Source organism: Lysobacter sp. DMC97, assembly GCF_056313745.1.
This window is the reverse complement of the sequence record NZ_JBQUZR010000002.1, coordinates 173647-198592: the sequence shown is the minus strand read 5'-3', so window position 1 is coordinate 198592 and position 24946 is coordinate 173647. Positions and strand designations below refer to the sequence as shown.

General features: G+C 73.1%; 14 protein-coding genes and 1 tRNA gene. 14 read left to right on the top strand and 1 reads right to left on the bottom strand.

Translation table 11 applies throughout. The annotated features are described in order from the left end of the window. Positions 1 to 204: 204 nt before the first annotated feature. Positions 205 to 1104, bottom strand: a complete 900-nt coding sequence (gene ubiA, locus ACT53Q_RS03870) for a 4-hydroxybenzoate octaprenyltransferase (RefSeq protein WP_476185342.1) — start codon at positions 1102 to 1104, stop codon at positions 205 to 207. A gap of 64 nt (positions 1105 to 1168) precedes the next feature. Here ubiA and ACT53Q_RS03865 point away from each other — a divergent pair. From ACT53Q_RS03865 to ACT53Q_RS03800, 14 genes are all read left to right on the top strand, one after another. Then, positions 1169 to 1245: transfer RNA gene (locus ACT53Q_RS03865), tRNA-Arg, on the top strand. A gap of 586 nt (positions 1246 to 1831) precedes the next feature. Further along, positions 1832 to 2428, top strand: coding sequence for a DUF4402 domain-containing protein (locus ACT53Q_RS03860; RefSeq protein WP_476185341.1), 597 nt, complete (start codon positions 1832 to 1834; stop codon positions 2426 to 2428). Positions 2429 to 2597: 169 nt separating this feature from the next. Then, complete coding sequence (locus ACT53Q_RS03855) at positions 2598 to 3086, top strand: DUF4402 domain-containing protein (protein WP_476185340.1); 489 nt, start codon at positions 2598 to 2600, stop codon at positions 3084 to 3086. A gap of 97 nt (positions 3087 to 3183) precedes the next feature. After that, positions 3184 to 3687 carry a DUF4402 domain-containing protein gene (locus ACT53Q_RS03850; protein ID WP_476185339.1) on the top strand — a complete coding sequence of 168 codons (504 nt, stop codon included), beginning with the start codon at positions 3184 to 3186 and terminating at the stop codon, positions 3685 to 3687. A gap of 92 nt (positions 3688 to 3779) precedes the next feature. After that, positions 3780 to 4637 carry a fimbrial biogenesis chaperone gene (locus tag ACT53Q_RS03845; RefSeq protein WP_476185338.1) on the top strand — a complete coding sequence of 286 codons (858 nt, stop codon included), beginning with the start codon at positions 3780 to 3782 and terminating at the stop codon, positions 4635 to 4637. A 98-nt stretch (positions 4638 to 4735) separates the two neighbouring features. Next, positions 4736 to 7375 (top strand): hypothetical protein, encoded by a 2640-nt coding sequence (locus tag ACT53Q_RS03840; protein ID WP_476185337.1) that lies wholly within the window; start codon positions 4736 to 4738, stop codon positions 7373 to 7375. 134 nt (positions 7376 to 7509) lie between these two features. After that, positions 7510 to 7962: a MerR family transcriptional regulator gene (locus ACT53Q_RS03835; RefSeq protein ID WP_476185336.1), complete on the top strand. Its 453-nt coding sequence runs from the start codon at positions 7510 to 7512 to the stop codon at positions 7960 to 7962. 58 nt (positions 7963 to 8020) lie between these two features. Next, positions 8021 to 8602, top strand: a complete 582-nt coding sequence (locus ACT53Q_RS03830) for an NAD(P)H-dependent oxidoreductase (protein WP_476185335.1) — start codon at positions 8021 to 8023, stop codon at positions 8600 to 8602. Positions 8603 to 8724: 122 nt separating this feature from the next. Further along, a complete protein-coding gene (gene htpG, locus ACT53Q_RS03825; protein WP_476185334.1) occupies positions 8725 to 10671 on the top strand; it encodes a molecular chaperone HtpG in 1947 nt (648 codons plus the stop codon). A 146-nt stretch (positions 10672 to 10817) separates the two neighbouring features. Further along, positions 10818 to 12803 carry an eCIS core domain-containing protein gene (locus ACT53Q_RS03820; protein ID WP_476185333.1) on the top strand — a complete coding sequence of 662 codons (1986 nt, stop codon included), beginning with the start codon at positions 10818 to 10820 and terminating at the stop codon, positions 12801 to 12803. A gap of 8 nt (positions 12804 to 12811) precedes the next feature. After that, positions 12812 to 16234 (top strand): DUF6603 domain-containing protein, encoded by a 3423-nt coding sequence (locus ACT53Q_RS03815; RefSeq protein ID WP_476185332.1) that lies wholly within the window; start codon positions 12812 to 12814, stop codon positions 16232 to 16234. Further along, entirely contained in the window at positions 16231 to 18897 is a 2667-nt protein-coding gene (locus ACT53Q_RS03810) for a hypothetical protein (RefSeq protein WP_476185331.1), read from the top strand. The genes ACT53Q_RS03815 and ACT53Q_RS03810 overlap by 4 nt, the downstream gene beginning before the upstream one ends. Positions 18898 to 18934: 37 nt before the next feature. Further along, entirely contained in the window at positions 18935 to 23374 is a 4440-nt protein-coding gene (locus tag ACT53Q_RS03805) for a hypothetical protein (protein ID WP_476185330.1), read from the top strand. Next, positions 23371 to 24942: a hypothetical protein gene (locus ACT53Q_RS03800; protein WP_476185329.1), complete on the top strand. Its 1572-nt coding sequence runs from the start codon at positions 23371 to 23373 to the stop codon at positions 24940 to 24942. The genes ACT53Q_RS03805 and ACT53Q_RS03800 overlap by 4 nt, the downstream gene beginning before the upstream one ends. Positions 24943 to 24946 lie beyond the last annotated feature (4 nt).

Here is a 24946-nt window from a genome sequence, read left to right as displayed (position 1 = left end):
CGGCGCCGCGGTTCCCGGCATGTCCAGGGTCCAGCCTGTCCCCGGCACGCAGCGGCGATGGTAGTGCCTGCCCGCCCGGCGAAAAGGGATTTGCATACGTATTCATGCAAAAACCCCGCCAAATCAGCGTCATGGACGCGGGATTGTCGGAAATGCCGCAGGTTTTCGCGAATGGCTCGCGGATGGGCCCGGGCGCCTGCGCCCTCAGCCCCGCAGGGCGCAGGCCGCGGCCAGGCCGCCGAACACCGCCATGCCCACCCAGTGGTTCGCGAGGAAGGCGCGGAAGCAGGCCTCGCGGGCCCGGGTGCGGGCAATGGCGAACTGCCAGACCGTGCAGCCGGCCGCCGCCGCCAGTCCGACCCACCACGCCGGCCCCAGTTCGGCCTTCCGGCCGATCAGCCAGAGCCCGGCGAAGAACAGGGTATACAGCACGCCCAGCGCGACCAGATCCAGGTCGCCGAACAGGATGGCGGTGGACTTGGCACCGGCGCGGAGGTCGTCCTCGCGATCGACCATCGCATACCAGGTGTCGTACGCCGTGGTCCACAGGATGTTGCTGACGTACAGCAGCCAGGCGATGGCCGGCACCTCGCCACGGATGGCGGCGAACGCCATCGGGATGCCCCAGCCGAACGCCAGGCCGAGGTACACCTGCGGCAGATAGGTATGCCGCTTGAGGTACGGGTAGGTCGCGGCCAGCAGCACGCCGACCACGCTCATCATGATGGTCAGCCGGTTCATCGTCAGCACCAGCCCGAACGCCACCAGCATCAGCACCGCGAACACCGCCAGCGCCTCGCGGCCGCGCACCGCACCGGAGGCCAGCGGCCGGTCCTTCGTGCGCTCGACCAGCGGATCGAGCCAGCGATCGGCGTAATCGTTGATGACGCAGCCGGCCGAACGGGTCAGCCACACGCCCAGCGAGAACACCACCAGCGTCCACCACGGCGGCACCCCGTCGGCAGCCAGCCACAGGCCCCACCACGTGGGCCACAGCAACAGCAACCAGCCGATCGGGCGATCGCCCCGGACCAGCTTCCAGTACTGGCCCAGGCGCTCGCGCCAGACGGGAACCTCGGAGGCAGGATCGGCAGTTCGGCTCATCTCGGAACGGTCGCGGACGGGGAGGCTCGCGCCGGCCGCCCGAATCGGGGACAATGGCCGTCACGCGCCTGTAGCTCAGCCGGATAGAGTAGCGGCTTCCGAAGCCGTTGGTCGGGGGTTCGAATCCCTCCAGGCGCGCCAATTTTCTTCGGACACGCCCCCGACGCGGTCCCTTCTCCGAAACATGGGTCGGACAGCCGGTGCGCTGCGCCCTTCCGAACTTCGGCCACGGGGCATCCTTCGTCTTGCCGCCGATGTGAGTGCGCCTCCCCCGAGTGCTGCCACCTGCGGCGACGGCCTCTGCACCGCGACCATCGCCCTGGTGAACCTCGCCACCCAGCGTCGCGATGAAGTGATCGCGATGTCGTGATCCTGCACATGCGACGCATCGCCTTCGAACGGTGCGTCGTTGCGCCCCGGCGGGGAAGCCTCACCACGCGCTTCGGGGCGAACGCTTCCGGTCGAGCGCACCTTGCAGCGTCAACCGTGATCATCGACACGCATGAATCCAGATCGGATTCGCGGGATCGATGCATCACATCTATTGCTGCCTCTTCGAACACGACAGCGCCTTCAACGTCGTCGGCCGCTTGAAGACTCGGCCTTTCCGGCATCCGAAACGCTTTCCGACGGACGGCATGCCGTTGTCCGGCGGATGCAGACGGACGGTCTTGATTCGGCAATTCGCGCTTGATACGTTCGATTGTGCATCCAGGAAGGATGCGGCTTGAAAAGCCATCCTCGGGGGGAAGGCATCGTGAAGGATCACTACCGTGCCGACGCACGCGGCAAGTCGTGCGCAGAGAATTCCGTTTCATCATCGCGTCGTCATCGCGGCCGTGCCGCGATGCCCGTCCTTTTCGCCGTCGTGCCACCGTCGGCGGTGCTCGCACAGCAGCAGGCCGCGGCCACTGTCCAGGTCGAAGTCGAGACACGCGCGATCACGCTCCGCAACACGGGCGGCCTGCATTTCGGCCGCATCCTGCCGTATGGAAGAAACGGCAACATCACGGTGCATGCGAACGGGTATCCCGTCGCCAGCAATGCACTGCTGGTGGACGCCAGCGCCGTTCGCGCCGCTTCGCGGGAAGTGAACGGAACGCCCGGCGCGCCCTGTCGCGTCGCGCTTCCCGCCAGCGTCATCGTCGACAACGGCAACGCGCAGATGACGATTTCCTCGTTGTTCCGATCCGGTGCCGGCCAACGCGCACTGGATACGTCGGGAAACGGGGCCTTCACGGTCGGAGGCATCCTCGACGTCGGTGCGAACCAGCCGGCGGGCCGCTACGCGGGGACTTTCGCCGTCACGGTGAGCGACGACTGATCGTCGCGGCGTGCGAACGCCACCCCGAAAGCACTGCCGACATCCCGATCCCCAGCTTCGCACGATCGCCCGACGCGTCGCGGGCGATGCGAGCCGAGTTCGCCATGGCTCGCTGCAGAAACGGCGCACCACCTTCAGTCAACGAACCCACAACACGGAGTCTCCACGCATGAATCGCAAACTCGTTGTCGCCCTTGCGCTCTCGCTGCTCGCGGGCAACGCTGCCGCCCAGACCGCCACCTCGACCGTGACGGTCGAAGTGGAAAACCGCGCGATCACCCTGACCAACACCGGCGGGCTGAATTTCGGCACGATCCTGCCCTACGGCAGCCCCGGTTTCGTCTACGTGGCCACCAACGGCACGTACAGCACGTCCAACGCCTTCATTTCGAATGCGGCGAACATCTCCGCGTCGTCCTGGAGCGTGACCGGCATTCCCGGCGCCCCCTATGCGGTCACGCTGCCGAACACGGTGACGCTCAGCAACGGCACCGAGACGATGACCGTCAGCAGCTTCAACCGCAGCGGCGCGACGCAGTTGCTGCTGGACGCCGCCGGCAACGGCGGCTTCAACGTCGGCGCGCGCCTGAACGTGGGCACCAACCAGCCGGCCGGCACCTACGCGGGCACCTTCAACGTCACCGTCAACTACAACTGACGTCCCGACGACACGGAAGCAGGGCCCGCCGCGACCTCCACGGTCGCGGTGGGCTCTCGAATGGCGGCGCATTCCTCATCATCCAGGAGATTCGCACATGCATCCGGCACTTCGTTTCCTCTGCACGCTCGCGATGGCGCTCGCGGCGATCCCGGCCTCGGCGCAGACCGCGTCGACGCAGGCCACCGTGAAGATCGAAAACTACGCGTTGGTCATCACCAAGCAGAACGACCTCGATTTCGGCAGCATCACGCCGTCGGCTTCCTCCAGCGGCTACGTCACGCTGGATCCAGCGGGCACCTACAGCGTGCACGGCAGCATCCCGGCCTACAACCCGGCAGGCACGACCCCGGCACGCTACGCCGTCTCCGGCGTGCCTTCGACCGCATTCTCGGTCTCGCTGCCCGGCCCCACCATCAGCCTGACCAACGGGACGCAATCGTTGCTGGTCGGCGACTTCGTCGCGGAAGGCGGCCCCACGCAACAACTGGATGGCAATGGGACGGCCAACTTCCGGGTCGGCGCCACGGTCTTCATCCAGGCCGCACAGCGTCCCGGCACCTACACCGGCAGTTTCAACGTCACCGTCGCCTACAACTGACCCGTTTTCCTCCGGGACCCCGAACGATGCGGGATGGGCATCGTTCGGGCTTTTCCGCACAACCGCCTGCCTCACGCACACGAGAACATTCCATGTCCCAGATCACGCGGATCCGGCTGTCCCGGATCATCGCCGCGGCCTTCCTCGCCATCGTGGTGCCGGCCTTTGCCGCGCACGGTGACCTGACGGTGACGCCCACGCGCGTCGTCTTCGGTGATCGCGATCGCGCAGCGCAGGTCTACCTGGTCAACCGCGGAGAGACCCGCGCCACGTTCCGGATCGAGTTCGTGCAGATGCGCATGGACGAGAACGGCCAGATGAGCGAAATCGACACGCCGAACGACAAGGAGCGTTTCGCCGACACGCTCGTGCGCCATTCGCCGAGGCAGGTCGAACTGGATCCCGGCCAGGGGCAGACCATCCGCCTGCTGCTGCGCAAGCCCGAGGATCTGGCCGCGGGCGAATACCGCTCGCACCTGCTGTTCTACGCCTTGCCGGACGCGTCCGCGGGCGCCGACGTCGAACGCGAGCGCAGCCGGCAGGACAAGGGGTTCAGCGTGTCGATCCAGGCGATCTACCGCGTGGGCATTCCGGTGATCGTGCGCAACGGCGACCTGCCGGTGCGCTTCTCGATGCAGGATCTCCGGTTGACGCCCGCGACACAGCCCGGCGACAAGCCGCGTCTCGGCCTGCAGGTGCGACGCGAGGGCGCGCGTTCGGTGTACGGCGACCTCGACGTCTATTTCCAGCCGAAGGGCGGCGAACGGATCCTGCTGAAGCACATCAAGGATTTCGTGCTCTACACCTCCAGCGACGTCCGCAAGGTTGACCTGCCGGTGGACGTTCCCGCGGGCCTCCGCCTGGCCGCAGGCACCGTGCATGCCGTGTACAGCGAGAGCCTCGACGGCACCCCGAACATCCTCGCGGAGCAGCGGATCGAACTGCCCTGAAAAGAACATGGATGCCGGCCCGCCGCGCGCCACGCGAACACCGGCTTCGGGTCGCCGCGATGCGCATGGCGAACGGCCTGCGGTGCCTCGCGATCGCGATGCTCCTCTTCGCCGGCGCGGTGAAGGCGGAAACCCCGGAGGTCCTCGGCGGCTTCGTCGAGCGCGACGAGGACGAGGCGCTGATCCTCGGCCTGCAGGCGGGCGACCGGCCGCTGCACGAGGGCATCGTCGTCTATGCCGATGGCGACGATCTGCTGGTCCCGCTGCTGACGCTGTGCGAGGCCCTGGGCATCCCGGTCACCGGTTCGTCCGCGCAGGGGCATGCCGAAGGCTGGTTCCGCGACGAAGGCCGGCGTTTCCTGCTGGACACGCAGCGCCGCAGGCTGCATGTCGACGGGCTGGCGCGCGAGACCGACTGGCGCCGCATCGAGCGGCACGAAGACGATCTGTATCTGCCGCTCGACACGTTCTCGGACTGGTTCGGACTGAAGATCACGCCGCAGCTCAACCACGCCCGGCTGTGGCTCGACGATGCGCGTGACCTGCCTGCCGAACAACGGCGCGTGCGCCTGGCGCGCTGGGAGCAGCGCCAGCGCATCGCGCCGACGGCGTTCGAGCGCGGCGCGATCGTCGAATCCGTGCCGCACTGGCTGGACTGGCCGACCGTCGATCTCGATCTCGCCGCCAGCCGCGAATCCGCCCGCACCGCGCTCAGCCTCACCGCGCTGGCCAGCGGCGATCTGCTGCGGACCGAGGGGAATGTCTCGCTGGCATGGCGGCGCGACGCGCTCGGGAACGACGTCGCCGATGCACGACTGCGCCTGCAGCGCAGCCCGCGCGGGTCGAGCACGCTCGGCTGGTCGGGGGGCGACGTGGTGTCGCCCGCCATGCCGCTGCTGTTCGCCCCGCGCGAGGGCATCGGCGGGCTGATCGGCACATGGAACGAAGACGCCGGCAACGACGCCTTCGTCACCGACTTGCGCGGCGAAGCGCTCAACGGCTGGGACGTGGAGTTGTACCGCAACGACGAACTGCTGGCGCTGCGCACGGTGGAACGCGACAACCGCTATGTCTTCGAGGCGGTGCCGCTGCAGAGCGGCCTCAACGTGTTCCGGATCGTGCTGTACGGCCCGCAGGGCCAGCGCCGCGAGCAGCGCCGGCAGCTGACCGTGGGGGCCGCGCTGCTGCGCCCGGGCGAACGCCGCTGGCGCGCCTTCGCGCTGCTGCCGGGACGTCGATTGTTCTCCGGCCTCGATACGGGATCCCCCGAGGCGGACGCGCGCGAGGACGGTGTCGCGTTCGGCGCGGGCTACCAGTGGACCCTCGGATCGCGGGCCGCGACCAGTGTGGAAGGACTCAGCGCCACACGCTCGGACGGCGCGCGACATCTCTATGCCTCCGCGCGCCTCCAGAGCGGACTGGGCGGGTGGTGGATGGAAGGCCAGTGGCTGGCCGAACGGGAAGGCGGACGGGCGTTGCGCGCCGCGGCGCAGCGCAACGCCGAGCGCAGCGATCTGGGGATGGCGTACGAACGCTTCGACGACTTCGTCAGCCCCGAAATCGAGACCGACGGCAGCGACGAACGACCGCGCGATCGCCTGCGCCTGCGCTGGAGCGGGCGTCTCGGCGCGCGCACGCCGGTCTCGCTTGAAGCCGAACGCCAGCGCGCCCTCACGTCCGGTGGAGAAGAGCATGCGCGCGGCGCGCTGCGGATGCGGCTGTCGCAACGCTGGCACGGCGCGAACTTCACCGTCTCGAGCGAACTCGATCGCGACAGCGCGCGCGCACCGGGCGCCGCCGCCGGACTCCTGCTCAATTACCGCAGGGCGCCCTTCGATCTCAACGCGCAGCTGACCCGCGAATTCGCGCCGCATGCCGGCCTGCGCCAGGCGGACCTGACCGTGCACTGGGCACTCAACGACCGGCTGCGGTTGCGCGCCCAGTTCAGCCGGACGCCCGCCGCGCGCGCGCGCGACCGGATCGATCTGGGGCTCGCCTGGAGCACGAAGCGCTGGTCGCTGCAGCTGGGCGTGACGTCCAGCGACGACGGCACCCGCCGCCTCAGCGTCGGCTTTTCCACCTCGCTGCAGCACGGACCGCACGGCTGGCAGGCCGACGCCCGCGCGGCAACGGCCACGGGCAACGCCGAGGCCCGCGTGTTCCTCGACCGCAATGCCGACGGCCGCTTCAATGCGGGTGATCGCCCCCTGGGTGACGTCGCCATCCGCGCCTCGACGGACGGACGCACCGTGAGGACCGGCCCCGACGGCCGCGCGCTGCTCGCCCGTCTGCCGGCCGGCACGTCCGCGACCCTGCGCCTGCAGCCGGAGAGTCTGGACAACCCGTTCTGGCTGCCGACCTCGCCCACGGTGTCGTTGCGGCCGCATCCCGGCGCGCGCGTGGCGATCGACTTCCCGGTGGTGCCCACGACGGAAATCGACGGCACCGCCTTCATCGTCACCGCGGAGGGGCGGAAACCGGCCGCCAACGTGCTGCTGCAATTGCGCGATCCGCAGGGCGCCGTGGTGCGCGAGGTCCGCAGCGCCTTCGACGGCGCCTACCTGATCGACCGGCTGCCGCCGGGCGACTACACGCTGGCCGTGTCCCCGGAGCAGATCGAACGGCTGAGGCTGCGTCCGACGCCGTCCCGACGCGTCGTGCTGGGCGACGGGCACGACACCGCGACGCTCGACTGGAAACTGATCCCCGTCGAGGCCGCTGCGGAGAGCGACGAATGACCCGCCGACCCGGCGACGGAAGCCGCCCGGATTTCGACTACGCTGGCGGCATCCCGCTCATCCTCCTGCTTCCGACGATGCCCGCTTCCCCCAGGACCCGCGCCCCGACGTCCGTCGACCGGATCGCGGACGGGTTGAACATCGCGCAGGCCAGCCGGGCGACCGGGGTGTCGGCGAAGGCGATCCGCGAATACGAAGCCCTGTGCCTGATCCCGCCGGTCCCGCGCCGGGGAACGGGCGCCTACCGCGTGTTCTCGCCGATGCATCTGGAGGCGATCCGGTTGATCCGGCAGGCGCAGGCGCTCGGTTTCACCCTGCGCGAGATCCGCGCGCTCGGGTGCGAGGACTGCTCGCCGGACTGGCCGCGCATCCGTGCGGCGGCGGCCGAGAAGCGCCACGCGCTGGACGCGGAGCAGCAGCGTCTGCAGGCCCGGCAACAGGCGCTCGATGCCTTCGAACGCCAGCTCGACGCATTGCTCGGCGCCGGCGACGCGGTGGATATCGGGGCCGCGCTGCGCGGCCCGCCGCCCGTCCGCGCCGTCGCGGACCAGCGCCGTCCCCGGACCGTCCGCCGCCGACAGGCTTGACCTTGCCCGCGGGGGCAGGGTTTAGATTGCGTGCCGGTTCCTCCACGACGAGATCGGCATGCCGAAACAGATCCTGGTCATCGATGGCCACCCCGACCCCCGCAGTCTCACGGCCTCGATCGCCGATGCCTACGCGCGCGGTGCGCGCGCCGCCGGGCACGACGTCCGTCTGCTGCATCTGGGCGCGCTCGCGTTCGACCCCGTGCTGCACGGCGGATTCCGCGGCGAGCAGCCGCTGGAACCGGACCTCGTCGCCGCGCAGGACGCGATCCGGCAGGCCGACCACCTCGTGCTGGCCTTCCCGCTGTGGTGGGGCGGGCTGCCGGCGCTGCTGAAGGGCTTCTTCGACCGCACGCTGCTGCCGGGCTTCGCCTTCCGCTACAAGGCGGGACACCGCGGCTGGGACAAGCTGCTGACGGGGAAGACCGCGCGGCTGCTCCTGCTCATGGACACGCCGTCGTGGGTGTACCGCTGGCTCTACCGGCAGCCGGCCACGCGGCAGCTGCGCCTGCAGATCCTCGGGTTCTGCGGCATCAAGTTGGTCGGCAGCACCCATTTCGGACCGGTCATCCACGCCGACGACGCGCGACGCGCCGGCTGGCTGGCGACCGCGGAACGGCTGGGCGTCGAGGGCCAATGAGGGCGGGCCCGGGCGGCCTGCCGGTGCGACGCCGGCCTTGAAACCGCCGGGATCGCGCCCACCTCCGGGGCATCCCCGGTTTCCCGGGTTTCATCGCCTTCATGCCTCCAGGAGCCCATCGGATGAGCACCGACACCCCCGCCGCGCCCGAGACCGGCGCACCCCACGCCCCCGAAACCCACGCCGCCGAGACCCATGCCTTCCAGGCCGACGTGCAGCAGGTGCTGCAGCTGGTCATCCACTCGCTGTACTCCAACCGCGACATCTTCCTGCGCGAGCTGGTGTCCAACGCCTCCGACGCCTGCGAGAAGCTGCGCTTCGAGGCGATCGAGGCCCCGGCGCTGCTGGCCGACGGCGGCGAGCTGGCGATCGACCTGCTGCTCGACGACGAGGCCGGCACGCTGACCGTGCGCGACAACGGCATCGGCATGTCGCGCGAGGAGCTGATGCACAACCTCGGCACGGTCGCGCACTCGGGCACCAAGCGCTTCCTCGAACGCTTCGCCGGCAACGGGACGGTGGACGCGCAGCTGATCGGCCAGTTCGGCGTGGGCTTCTATTCGGCGTTCATCGTCGCCGACCGCGTCGAAGTCACCAGCCGCCGCGCCGACAGCGGCGAGGCCTGGACCTGGGCGTCCAGCGGCGACGGCCAGTTCACGCTGACGCCCGCCGGCGCCGATGCGCCGCGCGGCACGTCGATCCGCCTGCACCTGCGCGAGGACGCCGGCGACTACGCGCAGGCGTGGAAGCTGCGCTCGCTGGTGCGCACGTATTCCGACCACGTGGCGTTCCCGATCCGCATGGAGAAGCCTGCCGCGTCCACCGAGGACGACGCCGAGCCCGCCGCACCGACGCTGGAGACCGTCAACCAGGCCGCCGCGCTGTGGACCCGGCCGAAGAACGAGCTGACGGACGAGGACTACCAGGGCTTCTACAAGCACCTCAGCCACGACTTCGAGAACCCGCTCGCTTGGACCCACAACCGGGTCGAGGGCAACCAGAACTTCACCTCGCTGCTGTACGTGCCCGCGCACGCGCCGTTCGATTTCCAGAGCGGCCGCGACGAGCGCAAGGGCCTGAAGCTGTACGTCAAGCGCGTCTTCATCATGGACGCCGCCGAGCAGATGCTGCCGGCCTACCTGCGCTTCCTGCGCGGCGTGGTGGATTCCGACGACCTGCCGCTCAATGTCAGCCGCGAGCTGCTGCAGGACAGCAAGCAGGTCGAACGCATCAAGGGCGCGCTGGTGAAGCGCACGCTGGACCTGCTGGAGAAGATCGCGAGCGAGGAACCCGAGCGCTACGCCACGTTCTGGGAAGCCTTCGGTAACACGCTGAAGGAAGGCATCGCCGAGGACAACGCCAACCGCGAGCGCGTGCTCAAGCTGATGCGGTTCGCGACCACGCGCAGCACCGGCGCCGCCGACCGCGTGTCGCTGGACGACTACATCGGCCGCATGGCCGGCGCACAGGAGGACATCTACTACCTCACCGCCGACGGCTGGAACGCGGCGCAGCACCATCCCAAGCTGGAGGCGCTGAAGGCGCGCGGCATCGAAGTGCTGCTGATGCACGAGCGCATCGACGACTGGATGTCCGGCTACCTGCACGAATACGCCGGCAAGCGCCTGCGCAACGTGGCCAAGGGCGAGATCGACCTCGACGCGCTGGGCAGCGCCGAGGACAAGGCGAAGCACGAGGAAGCCGCGAAGGCCGCCGCGCCGCTGGTCGACACGCTGAAGGCCGCGCTGGGCGACCAGGTGAAGGACGTGCGCGTGTCCAACCGCCTCGTGGATTCGGCCGCCTGTCTGGTGCTCGACGAGTACGAGATGTCGATGCAGATGCAGAAGCTGATGAAGTCGCTGGGCCAGGACGCGCCGGCCGGCAAGCCCGTGCTCGAAATCAATCCGGACCACGCCCTGCTCAAGCGCCTGGAAGCCGCCGCCGGCGACGAAGCGCTGGTCGGCGACTACGCCCGCCTGCTGTTCGACCAGGCGATGCTGGCCGAGACCGGCACCCTGGACGACCCGGCGACCTTCATCGCCCGCGTGAACCGCCTGCTGGCGGGGTAACCGACCGGCGGTGGCCTCGACCGCCGCCGCATTGCGTTGGAGACGGGCAGTGGTTCGTGCCCGCGAACGGGCCGGCACGCAGGTGCCGGCCCGTGTCGTCTCGGGGGCGGGTCGCTTTCCTGGACACGCTCTGCAAGGATCGACCCATGGGGCTCCATCGCCGTCGTGCCATCGCGAGTGCGGCGCACCGCGCGGGCGAAGAAGCGGCCTGCGAACACGAAGCGGATCGCCTGGCGGCCGGGCTGCTGGCCGCCGCCCGGCGCGAGAGGCTGCTCGCCCCGGGGCGCACGCACCGGCAGACACGGCTGTCGCCCTTGCTGGCGGACTTCTTCGCCTGGGCGCTGGGACAGGATCTCCGCGCCGTCCGCCTGCACGCGGACGACTGCGCGGCCGCGGCCGTCGCAGGCGTCGGTGCACGCGGCCTGGCGCACGGCGGCGACATCGCCTTCGCCCGCGGCCGGTTCGCGCCGCACGAGGACGCCGGCTTCGCGTTGCTGGCGCACGAACTCGTCCACGTCGTGCAGCAGGGTGCCGCCCGGCCCACCGGCGAACGCCCCGCGCTGGCGACGGTCCGGGGCCGGTTCGCCGGCGGCGCGCAGCGCAGCGTCGACCCCAAGACCATCCACGCGCTGGTGTGCCCGCCGGGCCGCACGCTGACGCGGGTCAGATCGTCCATGGCGATCGGCACCCACTACGGCTGGTGGCTGGGCGGGATCTACAAGTTGCTCCGCGATCCCGATCCCTACTGCCTGGTCGACCACTTCATGTACCGCCGCGGCAGCTGGAGTGCCGGCTTCCTGCGCACCCTCAACCAGGAGGACCCCGGCGTCGCGCTCGCGTTCATCAACGTGCGCCGGGATCTGGCGGAATACGGCCGCTACCGCTATCGGGCCGACATCCTCGATGCGCAGCTCGACGAGCTGTACGAGATCAAGCCCGTCACCGAGCGCGAGGCGGGGGTGGAGCAGCTCGAGCGCTATCTGTTCCAGCTGCAGCGGTGCGCACCCACCACCGGACCGATCCACCTGATGTCCCGGCGGCGCGCGTGGAGCGGCGGCACCTGGGACCCGTCGCCGTACCCGCTGATGCTGCCCGGGCGCAACGGCCGGGTCTGCTTCATCCACGCGCGACAGGACGCGACGGTGCAGGGCCTGCTGCTGTACGAGGTCCTGTGCTGCAACAAGAACGACATCGACGAGGAACCCGACCTGGTCGCCGTCCCGCGCGTGCTGGAGCTGGTGCGCGAGTTCCGCGACGCGCCGAACATGCAGACGCAGATCGAGGCCATCCTGGCCGAGCAGTTGCCGCTGGTGCCCGAAGGCGCGCGCTACGCACTGGTCGTGCCGGAGCGCGTCTTCCACGCGATGGTGATGGCGCCGCGCGACCGCGAATGGCAGGCGCGCTACGACCGCATCTACCGGCCGACGCCCAGCCCGGCGATGTCCGCGTTCTTCCTGCAGACCTTCGTGCTCGCCTACGTGCTGGCGCCGCAGGCGGCGGTCGCGGCGGCGATGATGGTCGGCGGCCCGATCCCGCCCGAGACCATCGCGAAGCTGTGGAAGATCGAGATCGGCCGCGTCATCGCCTCGGCGCTGACGGTCGCCGTCGCCACCGTGATCCCGGCCGGCGCGGGGATCGCCGCCGGCGCGAGCGCGACCGCACCCGAAGCCGTCGGCATGGCGACCGAACTCGCGGCACTGGAATCGAGCGCCGCGCCGCTGACCGCCGCGGAACAGGGCGTGGTGAACGCCATGACCGAAGCGGTCGCCGACGGCGTGTACAGCCTGCCGCCGAAGCTGGCGACGTGGTCCGTCGCCGAAACGGCGGTGATGGAGGAGGCGATCGCGACCACGGCCTCGACCCCGGCCTGGGTGCCGGGCATGGTCGGAAGCGCCCTTTCCGAACGGGCCGGGCTGACGATGGTGGGACTGCTGGTCACCGCCTTCACCTCGGCCCGCGCCGAGGCCGCGAGCGTGCCGTCGCCCGCGCCGGAGATGGTCATCGCCGGCAGCGACCCGCTGCATCTGGTGCCAGTCGAAATGCTGGTGCCCCGCCGCGGCGCGATCGCGCTGGAGGCCGAGGTGCTGTTCAACGACGAGCCGCACTTCATCATCGGCCTGGTCGGCGTCTAGGGAACGACATGGCGGACAGCGACGACCTGCTGGCACTGTTCGGACGGGAACTGGTACGGCTGCTGCGGCCGCTGCTCGTCGCGCGCGACGATGCCGAGGCCCGCCGGCGCCTGTTCAACGCCATCGGCTGGGAGCTGGAGGCGCTGGACGGCTTCCCGCTCGACGCCTTCCTCGACGATCTCGCCCAGCTTGCACAGACCGTGCAGGCGCTGGCGGAGGAACGCCCCGGCGGCAGCGCGTCGCTGGCCGACCTCGGGCTCGGCCTGGTCGCGCTGTCGCAGGCTTTCGCGCTGGTGGACGGACTGGCCCGCCATGCCGACGACCCCGCACTGGACGTGCCGGCCGAGGTCGCGACCGCACTCTCGCAGGTGGCCGAAGACCTGCTCGGCTTCCTGTTCGTGACCTATCTCGAACGCCACCATCCCGCCGCCGGGCACCTGGGGCGGCTGCTGACGCTGATCGAGACGCCGGCCGACGCGCAGGCGCCCGCCATTGCCCTGGTGCAGGCGGGCGGCGTGGTCTACCGCCGGCGCACCGCGCTGCCGCGGGTGCGCTTCGACCGCATCGGCCTGCTGTGCTCGGATCCGCTGGGCACGCTGCGCGACGCCTACCTGCCGGCAGGCGGGTTGACGACGCCGGACACGACGCGGGCCTCGATCGCGCCGCTGCTCGATCGCCTGGCGACCCTGCTGATGTCGCTCGGCGCGTCGGTGTCCGACGGCGTCTGGCTGGCCGGCGACGATCTGCGCGACGCACGGCGGACGCTGGCGCTGGCGTTCCACTTCCCGGTGGCCGGCGCGATGACGTCGGTCGGCGCGCTGGCCACGGTGCTGGCCGAGAGCGAAGGCGGCGCGGGCGTGACGATCGCGCCGTTCGGCACGCTCGCCGGCACGCTGGGCGCCGGCGACTGGACGTTCACGCTGACCTCCAGCGGCACGCTGCCCGGCGTCACCCTGCGCCGCACCGGCGCGACGCTTCCCACCGGCATGGGCGCCTACGCGTTCTCGCTGGAAGCCGCGCGCCGGCGCCGCGTCGACGCGCCGGCGTTGCTGTTCGGTGCCAAACGCGGCACGCGGCTGGAGATCGGCACCATTTCCGGCAAGGTCGGCGTGTCCCTCGATGCGACACGGCAGGACATCGTCATCGACTTCGACCTCGCCGATTCGGCGCTGGTCTTCCAGGCGACCGAGGGCGACGGCTTCCTGCGCAACGTGCTGCCGCCAGATGGGATCCGCGCGGATTTCGGGATCGGCATGACGTGGTCGAAGTCGCAGGGCCTGCGTTTCCGCGGCGCGCTGGGCATGGAGGCCGAACTGCCGCTCGGCCTCGATCTGTTCGGCGTGCTGTTCGTCGACAGCCTGACGCTGTCGGCGAAGGCGCACGCCGGCGCCGGCACGCCGGGTGTGCAGGTCGGCGTGGGTGCGACCGTGGACCTCCATATCGGCCCGCTGTTCGCGACGATCGAACGGATGGGGATGCGCGCGGACCTCACCTTCCCCGCGACCGGCGGCAACCTGGGCGTGGCGGACCTGGCCATCGCCCTGCAGCCCCCCAAGGGCGTCGGCCTGTCGCTCGACGCCGGCCCGGTGAAGGGCGGCGGCTATCTGTTCTTCGATCCCGACCAGGCGCTGTACGCCGGGGCGTTGCAGCTGTCGATGAAGGCGCTCGCGTTCAACGCGGTGGGCGTGGTGACCACGCGACTGCCCGACGGCAGCGACGGCTTCAGCATGCTGGTGATCATCACCGCCGAGTTTCCGCCGATCCAGCTCGGCTTCGGCTTCACCCTCAACGGTCTCGGCGGGCTGGCGGGCATCCACCGCGCGATGGACCAGGACGCGCTGTCGGCCTGCCTGCGCGAGGGCCGGCTGGATTCGATCCTGTTCCCGCGCGACGTGGTCGCGAACGTGCGCCGCATCGTCGACGACATCCGCACCGTGTTCCCGCCGCAGCGCGACCGCCACGTGTTCGGGCCGATGGTGAAGATCGGCTGGGGCGCAAACGCGCTGCTGGAGATGGACGTCGCGGTGCTGATCTCGCTGCCGTCGCCGATCGTGATCGCGATCCTCGGGCGCATGCGCGCGGCGCTGCCGACCAAGGACAACGCGGTCGTCGACCTGCGCCTGGAGGTGCTGGGCCTGATCGACCTCGGCCGCGGCCGGATCACCGTCGAGGCGCGGCTGGTGGATTCGCGCATCGCCGCGTTCGCGGTGACCGGCGGCATGGCGCTGCTGATCTCGTGGGGCGCGACCAAGGCGTTCGTGCTGTCGGTCGGCGGCTTCCACCCGCGCTTCCTGCCGCCGCCGGACTTCCATGCGCCGGCGCGGCTCGCGATCGCGCTGTCGTCGGGCGAGAACCCGACGTTCGCGCTGTCGTCATACTTCGCGATCACCTCCAACGCGGTGCAGTTCGGCGCCGGCGCCGACTTCCGCCTCGCGGCGGACACCGCGCTGGGCCTGTTCGAACTGGCGGCGTACGCGCGCTTCGACGTGCTGCTGGTGTTCGACCCGCCGTTCTTCGCCGCCGACCTGGTCGCCGGCATCGAGGTCAAGCGCAACGGCGCGACGCTGTTCCTAGCGAAGCTGGAAGCCTCGCTCACCGGGCCGGAGCCGTGGCGCATCGCCGGCCTGGTCGAGATCCAGATCGTGGTGCCGGTACGGATCCCGTTCCAGCACACACTGGGCGGCGCGACGGCGCGGACCCCGGCGGCGATGCGTCCGCTGGACGAACTGCGCCGGCAGCTGGCCGCGGAGATCGCCCGCGCCGAGAACTGGGCCGCGCTGCCCGCCGCCGACGCCGATGCGGTGGTGGTGCTGCGCAAGGTCGAGGCGGTGCCGGGCACGGTGCTGGTGCACCCGCTGGGCGGGCTGGGCTTCCGCCAGCGCACGCTGCCGCTGGGCAAGGTGCTGCGCAAGTTCGGCACCGCGACGGTGGCCGACCCCGGCGCGTTCGCCATCGCCGGCCTGACCCTGGGCGGCGCGGCGATCGGGTCGCGCGGCGTGGACGACGATTTCGCGCCGGGCGAGTTCGAGGCGCTGAGCGACGACGAGAAGCTGGCGCGGCCGGCGTTCGAGACGCTGCCCGCCGGCGTCGAGGCCACGCCCGCCGGGCCGGGGCTGCCGCGCACGCTGCGCCCGCCGGTGACGCCGGGCTTCGAGGAGACCGTGGTCGCGCCGAACGGCAGCACGACGGCCGGCACGTCGACGCAGCCGGGCCTGGGCTTCGTGCAGCCGGACCCGCGGCTGTTCGGCGACGCCGGCGCGGCGGCGATCCGCGTGCGGCCCGAACGCTGGGTGCTGGCCGATCCCGACACGCTGCAGACGCCGCCCGGCGGCGAGGCCGCGCACGCGGTGCTCGCCGACGCGCAGCGCGGCCGCGCCGACGCCCGCGTGCGGGTGCCGGCACACGACGCCATCGTGGTGGTGGACCCATGAGCCTGCGATTCCTGCGTTACGTCCGTCCGCCCGTGGCCGCCGCGCTGACCCGCCCCGCGGGCGATCCGCAGGCCCGCATCCGCGCCGGCATCGATCCGGCGCTCGGCCTGCGCACCGAACACGAGGACGGCCAGGTCGCGACCTGGACCGCCCCGGGCGCGACGCTGTCGGTGCTGGGCCCGGCCGACGCGGTGGCGCTGGCGACCGGGCAGGTGCTGGCGCGCACGCCGGCGCCGGACGCCACCGGCGTCCCGCCGACGCAGTTCGCGTCGATCGAGTTCGTCCGCCCCGACCTGCCGTGGCTGTTCACGCCGCTCGCGCCGGACGCGAACGACCGCCTGCCGCCGTGGCTGTGCCTGGTCGCGGTGCCGGCGTCGCGGGCCGAACTCGCGCCGGGTCCGCACGGCACGGTGCTGCGGCTGGACGCCGCCGGCAGCGCCGGCCTGCCCGACCTCGCCCATGCGGCCGAGTGGGCGCACGTGCAGGAAGGCGACGCGCGCGCCGGCGACGATCGCGACGCCGTGGCCGCCGGCACCGTGGCCGCGCCGCGGCGGTTCCGGTCGCGGCTGCTGTGCCCGACCGCGCTGCAGCCGGACACCGACTACGTGGCCTGCGTGGTGCCGACCTTCCTCGGCGGCCGCCAGGCCGGCCTTGGCGAGACGGTCGCGCTGGACAACCCGGCGTTGCTGGGGCCGGCCTGGACCGTCGGCCAGCCGGTCGAACTGCCGGTCTACGAGCACTGGCGTTTCGCCACCGGCGCCGCCGAAAGCTTCGCCGCGCTGGCGTTGCGGCTGCAGCCCTACGACCCGGGCGCCGCCGCCGGCCGCACGCTCGATGCCGGCGCGCCCGACGGCACCGCCGGACCGCACTTCAGCGACACCGCGCTGACGCTGGACGCGGTGATGACCGCGCGCAGCGCGGCGCCGCCCGCGGCGCCGTCGACCGCGCTGGCGACCTACCTCGGCACCCGGCTGGCCGATGCCTCGCCGCTGGCGCCACCGGTCTTCGGCGGCCGCCACGTGCGGGCGCTGCCGCCGACGCCGCAGTCGCCGGCGTGGGTGCGGGCGCTGAACCTCGATCCGGTGCGCCGCGTCGCCGCGGGCCTGGGCGCGGAGGTCGTGCGCCGGCACCAGGAAGAGATGATGGCGGCGCTGTGGGAGCAGGCCGGCGAGATCGAACGCGCCAACCAGCTGCTGCGTCTGGGCCAGACCGCGCGCGCCGCGGCGATGGCGCTGTTCCTGCGCCGGCTGGCGCCGGACCTCGACCGCGCCCGCGACGGCCGCGACCTGACCGCGCTGCTGTGGCTGGCGCCGATGCTGGGCCAGCTGCCGCTGGCGAGCGGGCTGACCGGGCGCGCCGAGATCGTGCGCAGCTGCCTGCCGGTGCTGGCGACCAGCGGCGCCTTCCGCAAATGGATTCGGCCGAACGCGGGACCGATGCGGCGCCTGCGCCGCCTCCGCGACGGGCGCGACGGCGGCGTCGACCTGCTGCTGCGCCTGGCCGACGGCGGCGGGCGGCGCCCTTCGACGCCGACACCCGACGCCGCGGTGCTGACCGCGGCCGAACTGGCCGGGCTGGGCGCCACGCGGCCCTCGCCGTTCGGGACGCGGCTGCCGACCCCGCTGCCGCGGCCGCCGCTGGGCGGCATCGTCCTCGACCCGAACCTCACCTTCCCCGTGCGGCGCACGCTCGCACCCGCGTCGCTGGCCGACGCGCGACGCCTCGCCGCGAAGCTGGCGCGGCCGCGCAGCCACGACTGCCGGCCGCTGGGGCCGGCGGGCGGCGCCGCGCGCGAAGCCCTGTTCGAGCAGCTGCGCGCCGCCGCCGACCCGGCGACGACGCTGCCGCGCCGTACCCGCGCCCGGATCGCGATCGACCCGGCCTCGCCGGCGGCGGTCACGCCGGTCGCGACCGCGCCGGCCGACGACGCGCTGGACCCGATCCTGATCGCGCCGAAGCTGCCGTGGCCGATGCTGCGCCCGCTGCTGGCACTGAGCCTCGACTGGATGGCGCCGTCGCTGGCGGCGCGCGGCGCGCCGGAGGACTACATCGCGCTGCTGGCGTCGAATCCCGCCTTCATCGAAAGCTATCTGGCCGGCCTCAACGAGGAGATCGGCCGCGAGATGCTGTGGCGCGGCTTCCCCACCGACCAGCGCGGCACCGTGTTCGACCGCTTCTGGTCGGGCGACCGCGCCGAATGGCCGCCGCTGCACGGCTGGACCGGCACGCTCGGCAGCCACGGCCTGTCCGGCACGGTGCCGACGCTGGTGATCGCCATCCGCGGCGCGCTGCTGCGCCGGTTCGACCGCGCGAAGGTGTTCCTGCAGAAGGCCAACGCCGCGCACCCGCCGGCGCCGCTGCCGACGCTGGGCGATCCGGCCGCGACGCAGTACCCGCTGATCGAGACCCGCCTGCCCGGCGACATCGCCTGCTTCGGCTTCGACCTCACCGAGGAGGCGGCCATCGGCGGCCCGGGCCTGGGCAACGGCTGGTTCCTGGTGCTGCAGGAGCCGCCCACGGACCTGCGCTTCGGCCCGCCCGCGGGCACCGCGCCCGGCCACCACGTCGCCGGCAGCGGCGACGCCGACCTGTTCGCCGAAACCGCGCTGCGCCCGCCGCAGCGGGTGTACCTGCACGCCGCGACCCTGCTCGGGCGCATCTGACCGCCCCGCCTTCGACCGACCCCGGACCCGCCGCCCCATGCCGACCACCGCGCAACGCGACCTCCAGACCCGCATCGCCGCCTCCCGCGAGGCGCTGGCGACGCTGGAGGACAAGCTCGGCGCGGTGCGCGCCGCCCGCGCCCGCGGCAGCCTCGGCGCGGCCGACGCCGCGACCGAGGAAGCCGGGCTGCTGGCGCGCCGCGACGCCCTGCGCGCGACCCTGCAGGCGGACCGCGACGCGCTGCTGAAGACGACGTCGAACGCCGGCGACCCGATCGGCGCCGGCCTGCTGGACCCGCGCGCGCCGCTGGCGCTGCTGCCGGTGCGGCTGGAAACGCGCTACCGCGGCGCCGAACTGCTGGTGCGCATCTATCCCGACGACGTCCACGTCGACGCCCACGATCCCGGCGTGACCGACGTCGAACGCGCGGCGTGGACGCGCTTCCGCAAGCTCGTGGAGCGGTCCTCGGACCTGCCGCCGATGCGCGCGGCGTGGCAGCAGCTGGCCCGCGACATCGGCGCGCAGCGCGCGCTGTACCTCGCCAGCCGCCGCGACCTCTCGGGCCTGCCCGACCGCCCGCCGGGCTACGCCCGCGCGCCGCGCGCCGCGCTGCTGCCGGAGCGGTTCGTCGCCCACGCCTGGCTGGACGATCCGCAGGCCCGCCCGCTGCGCGCCGATGCCGCCGCGCCGGTGCGCGAACCGCTGGCGCTGGGCCCGGACCCGGCAGCGGCGGGGATCGCCGGCGAGGGCTCGCTGGACGCCGACAGCGCGTGGATGACCGCCTTCACCGCCGCCGAGGCCGCCGGCATGGCGCTGCGGGTCGCGCTGCCGGACGCAAGGGCGCGGGTCGCGCGGCTCATCGTGCTGGGCGTGCGCGGCAGCGCGGACGCGACCGTCACCGCCGACGCCTGGGACGCGCACCTGCGCGGCCAGGACGCGACCGGCGGGCTGTCGCTGCCGCCGCCGGGCAGCGCCACGAATGCCTTGCCCGGCGAACGCCCGCTGTTCGCCACCCGCCCCGACCCCGAAGCGCTGTACGCCCGCGCCCTCGATTTCGCGGTCCGCAACCCGGCCGATCCCGCCGACGACCCGCGCCCGCGGCGCGCGCCGCACTACATCACCCGCCACTTCGACTCGCGGCAGAACCGCTGGGTCGACCAGGTCGACCCCGGCGCGCCGGCGATGACCCTCGCCCGGGCGCTGGGCCTGTCGCCGGAGACCTTCGGCTGGCTGGAAGGCGCCGGCGACCGGCTGCTGCAGGGCGAACACGTGCTGCTGGACCTGCTGCGCGGCGCGTTCGAGAGCGGCCTGCGCCAGGCGTTCGGCGGCGAGTTGCCGATGCCGGTCCAGTTCGGCCTGGAACTGCTCGCCGGCGGCAGCGCGCTGGGGCCGTGGCCGACGCTGATGGTCCGCGCCCAGCCGTACGGCGTGCTGCCGCTGGCGCTGGGCCGCGACCAGGCCAGCGGCGCCGACTGGGACGCGCTGTGGACCGGCGCGGCGACGCTGCGCGAGGCCTTCACCGCCGCCGGCGAACGCGCGCCGCGGATCGGCGGCGCGGTGCCGGCCGATCCGGTCGAGCGCATGATCGGCGTGCTGCAGACCGAAGGCGTCGCGCTGGCCGCGGAACTGCGCCTGCTGCTGTCCGACGCGCTGGCCGCGCACGTGTTCGCGACCGCCGCCGACCCGCTGGGCGAACGGCTGAAGACGGCGCGCGATCGCGCCCGCGCCCTGTTCGCGCAGCTGGGCGGCGATCCCGCGGCCCGGCCGCCGCTGACCGAACGCGTGCTGATGGCCGAAGCCGGCGCCGCGCTGCCGCTGGTGCGCCCGGCCGATCCCGCGCCGCTGGACGAGCCGGCGTACTACCTCGCCTGGCTGGCCGACACCGCATCGCCGCTGACCGTGCTCGAAGGCGTGCTCGCCGACGCCACGCCGCGGGCGCTGCTGTTCCACATCGCCCGCCTTGCGCTGCTCGACGCCGCGGACGAGGACACCCGCCGGATCATGCTCGGCGCCGGCCTCGCGGCCGAAGCGGATTTCGCCGAACCCGCGGGTCGCTACCGGCGCCTGGCCGACCGGCTCGCGGTGCAGGCGCCGCCGACCGTCGTCGCGCCGGGGCAGATCGCCACGCTGGGCGAGGCGCTCGGCGACCGCAGGCGACCGATCGGCGCGATCCACCTGCGCTACGCCCAACTGCGCACACTGGCCGCGCTGCCGGCGGACGGGCTGGCGCTGCTGTTCGGCGCCGGCCTGAGCCTGTTCGCGCACCGGCTGGACGCACTGTACACGGCGCGCGCCGTCGACCGCCTGCGCCTGCTGCGCAGCGACAACCTCGGCGGGCCGATGCCCGACGGCTTCGTCCGCGGCGTGCAGCTCGGCGCGTTCGGCTGGGTCGAGGGCATCCCGCGCACGCGGCCCGGCGCCAACGCCGGCTACGTGCTGGCGCCCAGCGCGCAGCACGCCGCTGCCGCGGGCGTGCTGCTGTCGGCCGACCACGCGCGCCGCCTCGTGCAGGGCGGCGGCAGCGGCCGGGACGACTACGCGGTCGAACTCTCGTCGCGGCGCACCCGCGAGGCGCAGGCGCTGCTCGACGGCCTGCGCGAAGGCCAGGCGCTGCCGGCGCTGCTGGGCTACCGCATCGAACGCACGCTGGTGCAGGCCGGCGGCACGGTGCCGGCGCTGGTCGCCCGGCTGCGCGGCATCGCCTCCACCGCGGCGCGGCCGATCGACGGCAGCGGCGCCCCGCTGCCGGAAGCCGCGGCCGAAGCGGTCTGCGACGGCCTCGCGCTGGTGCGGCTCGCCACCGACGCGCTGGCGCAGCCGGTCGACCTCGCCCGGCTGGGCAACGCCTTGCAGCAGCCGCGGCCGCTCGACGCCACCCAGACCCGCACGCTGCTGTCGGCGCTGGAAGCCGCGCGCGACGCCGTCGACGCCACCGCCGACGTGCTGCTGGCCGAAAGCGTGTACCAGCTGACCGCCGGCAATCCCGCGGCCGCCGGCGGCGCCACCGACATCCTCTCCGGCGCGGTGCCGCCACCGGAGCGGCTCGACGTGCTGCATCCGCCGGAGCGCGGCATCGCGGTGTCGCATCGCGTGCTGGTGGCGCTGGAACCCGACCGCGTCGCGCCCGACGGCTGGCCCGCGGGCGCGCCGCGCGACCTCGCCGATCCCGACCTCGCGGCGTGGGTCGGCCGCCTGCTGCCGTCGCCGAAGCGGATCGCGCTGCGCCTGCTCGACGCCGACGGCGCGCCCACCGGCGCCACGCTGACGCTGCAGGATGCGCTGGACGCGCTGCCCGGCGACGATCCGCCGCTGGGGCCGCTGGACCTCGTCTTCGCCGGCGCCGAACCGCAGCGCCTCGCCCGCGGCCCGCTGGAAGCGCGGCTGCAGCCGGCGATCGCGGCGCTGACCGGCAATCCCGACGCGCGCTTCGATGGCGCCCGCGATCCGTCCACGGGCGGCGACGTCCTCGCGCTGGACGACGCGCTGGCGATCGCCGCGGCGGTGCGCACGCTGCTCGGCCACGCGCGGCCGCTGCAGGCCGGCGACCTGCCGGGGACGGCGAGCGTCGACACCGGCGACCTCGACGCCCGCCTCGCCGCGACCCTCGACGCCGCCCGCACCGCGCTGAAGGCGCTGGACGCCGCGCGCGGCAACGCCACGGCCTGGCCGTCGGCGCGGCGCTGGGCCGAGGCCTTCGGGCTGGCGGCGGAAGCCGACGGCCCGGCCGGCCGCGGCCGCGTACGCGACGACTTCGCGGCCCGCCTCGCGCAGGCCGAAGGCGCCGGCGCGGCGCACGACCGACTAGCGGCCCTGTTCGACACCCAGCCGCTGCTGCCGCGCCTGCGCGGCGCCGATCCCGACTGGCACAAGGGTTTCGCCGCCCAATTGGCCGGTCCGTCGGAACTGCGCGCCTTCGCCGCCCGCGCCGCCCGGGTGCGCCCGGCGGTCGCGGCGCTGCACGCCCTCGACACCACCCTCGACGCGCTGACCCTGCGCGACGACACGCTCGCCGGCCAGCACCGGCCCGTGGTGTCGCAGACACCCCGCGGCCCCGGCGAACGCTGGGTCGGCGGCCCGGGCGTGCCGGCGCGCGGCCGCACCTCGTACGTCGCATGGCGGGCGCGCAAGGGCCGGGCGCTGGACGATTCGGCCGATCCGGTCTGCGGGCTGCTGCTCGACCGGTGGAACGAGACCGTGCCCGCGGCCGAGGTCGACGCCGCGATCGCGGTGCACGCCGACGCGCCGTCCACCGCCGCGCCCAACGCGATCCTGCTGTGCGTGCCCGCGACCGGGCAGGAAGGCTGGCGCGAGGCCGACGTGCTCGATCATGTGCAGGAGGCGCTGGCGCTGCTGCGGCTGCGCGCAGCGCAGCCGGGCGATCTGGGCCCGGTGGGCGCGTTCGCGCCGCTGCTGCTGGTCGACGACGCCCGCCACCAGCCCAGCTTCGGCGACCTCGCCGCGGAACCGACGCCATGAGCCACGACCTGATCGTCCGCATCGAACCGGTGAACCGCGCCGAGGACCTGCGCCCGGGGCTGTCGGCGCGGCTGCTCGACCCGCTGTGGCTGCTCGCCCGGCAGTGGATGGTCGGCGAATTCGACGGCGAGGACGCCGGCACGCCGGTGTCCGCCGACTACACGCTGGCGCACTACCCGCTGGAGATGATGGCCGGCCCGGACGGCAAGGTGCCGCTCGACGCCAAACCGTTCGCCGGCCTGCCGCTGGACGCCGTGCTGGAAGCGGTGCCCGAACCCGCCGACGGCTGGGACGCGCGCAAGCGCGCCGACACCGCCGCGCTGCTGGCGCGGATGCTGTGCGACGAGGAGTTCGATGACGCGGCGACGACGCTGTTCGACGCCTTCCGCCTGCCCGACGACGTCTGGCCGGCAGGCGTCCTCCCGCCACCGCGCGCCGCCGACGGCCAGGCGGCGTACGAGGACGCGCTCGCCGGCAAGCTCGCCGACCGCCTGCGTGCGCCGGCGGCGGAGCCGGTCATCGCGCTGTGGCAGGCGGTGGTCGCCGAGACGCTGCCGACCCCGCTCGGCAGCTGGCGGCCGGAACGGCTGGGCTACACCGCCGAACTGCACTGCACCGGCCTCGCGCCGGCACTGCACGTGGACGCGCATCGCGGCGGCGGCGCGGGCTGGATGATGGCCGACCTCGACGGCCCGGTCGCCGGCACCGCGCCGGTGACGCGCCGCGCAGTCCGCACGCCCGTCGCACTGCGCTTCCGCGGCATGCCGCAGGCGCGCTACTGGGAAAGCGAGGACGCGACCATCGACCTCGGTGCCGTCGACGCGCCGGCCGCCGAACTCGGCCGCACCGCGCTGCTGCAGTTCGCGCTGTTCTACGGCAACGACGCCTTCCTGCTGCCGGCCACGCTGCCCGCGGGTGGCGTGTCCGGGGTGACGTCGCTGCAGCTGTCGGACACCTTCGGCGACGTGCTCGGCCCGGTCGCGCTGGCGCCGGCCACCCGCAGCGGACCGGCGCGCGGTCGCGGCTGGGCGCTGTGGGCGCCGGAAGCGAACGGCGCACCGCAGCCGTGGCTGTTCCTGCCGCCGCCGCTGGCCGCGCCGCTGACCGGCGACCCGCTGGAAGAAGCGGTGCTGGTCCGCGACGAAATGGCCAACCGCGCCTGGGCGATCGCCCGCACCGTCACCGGCCCCGACGGCCGCCGCCAGCATCCGGACGCCGCCCCGGCGCCGACCGCCGACGCGCCCACCGCCGCCAGCTACCGCTACCGCCTCGCGACCGACGTCCCGCCGGGCTGGCTCCCGCTGACCCTCGATCCAGATCCCGCCGGCCGGCGCCTGCAGCGCCCCGCCGGCGACGACGGCCTGCTCGCGCGCCTGCTGCCGCCCGGCGGCTGGGTGTTCGACGAGGAAGTCGGCCGCGAAGGCGTGCGACTGCGCATCGAACCGGTGCATGCCCGCGCCGCCGACGGGCGCACCTGCACCTGGATGCGCATCCGCCGCGGCGCCGGCCGCGGCGGTGCCGCCAGCGGCCTGCGCTACGATGCGGCGGTGCCGTCCACGCACGACTGAGGCC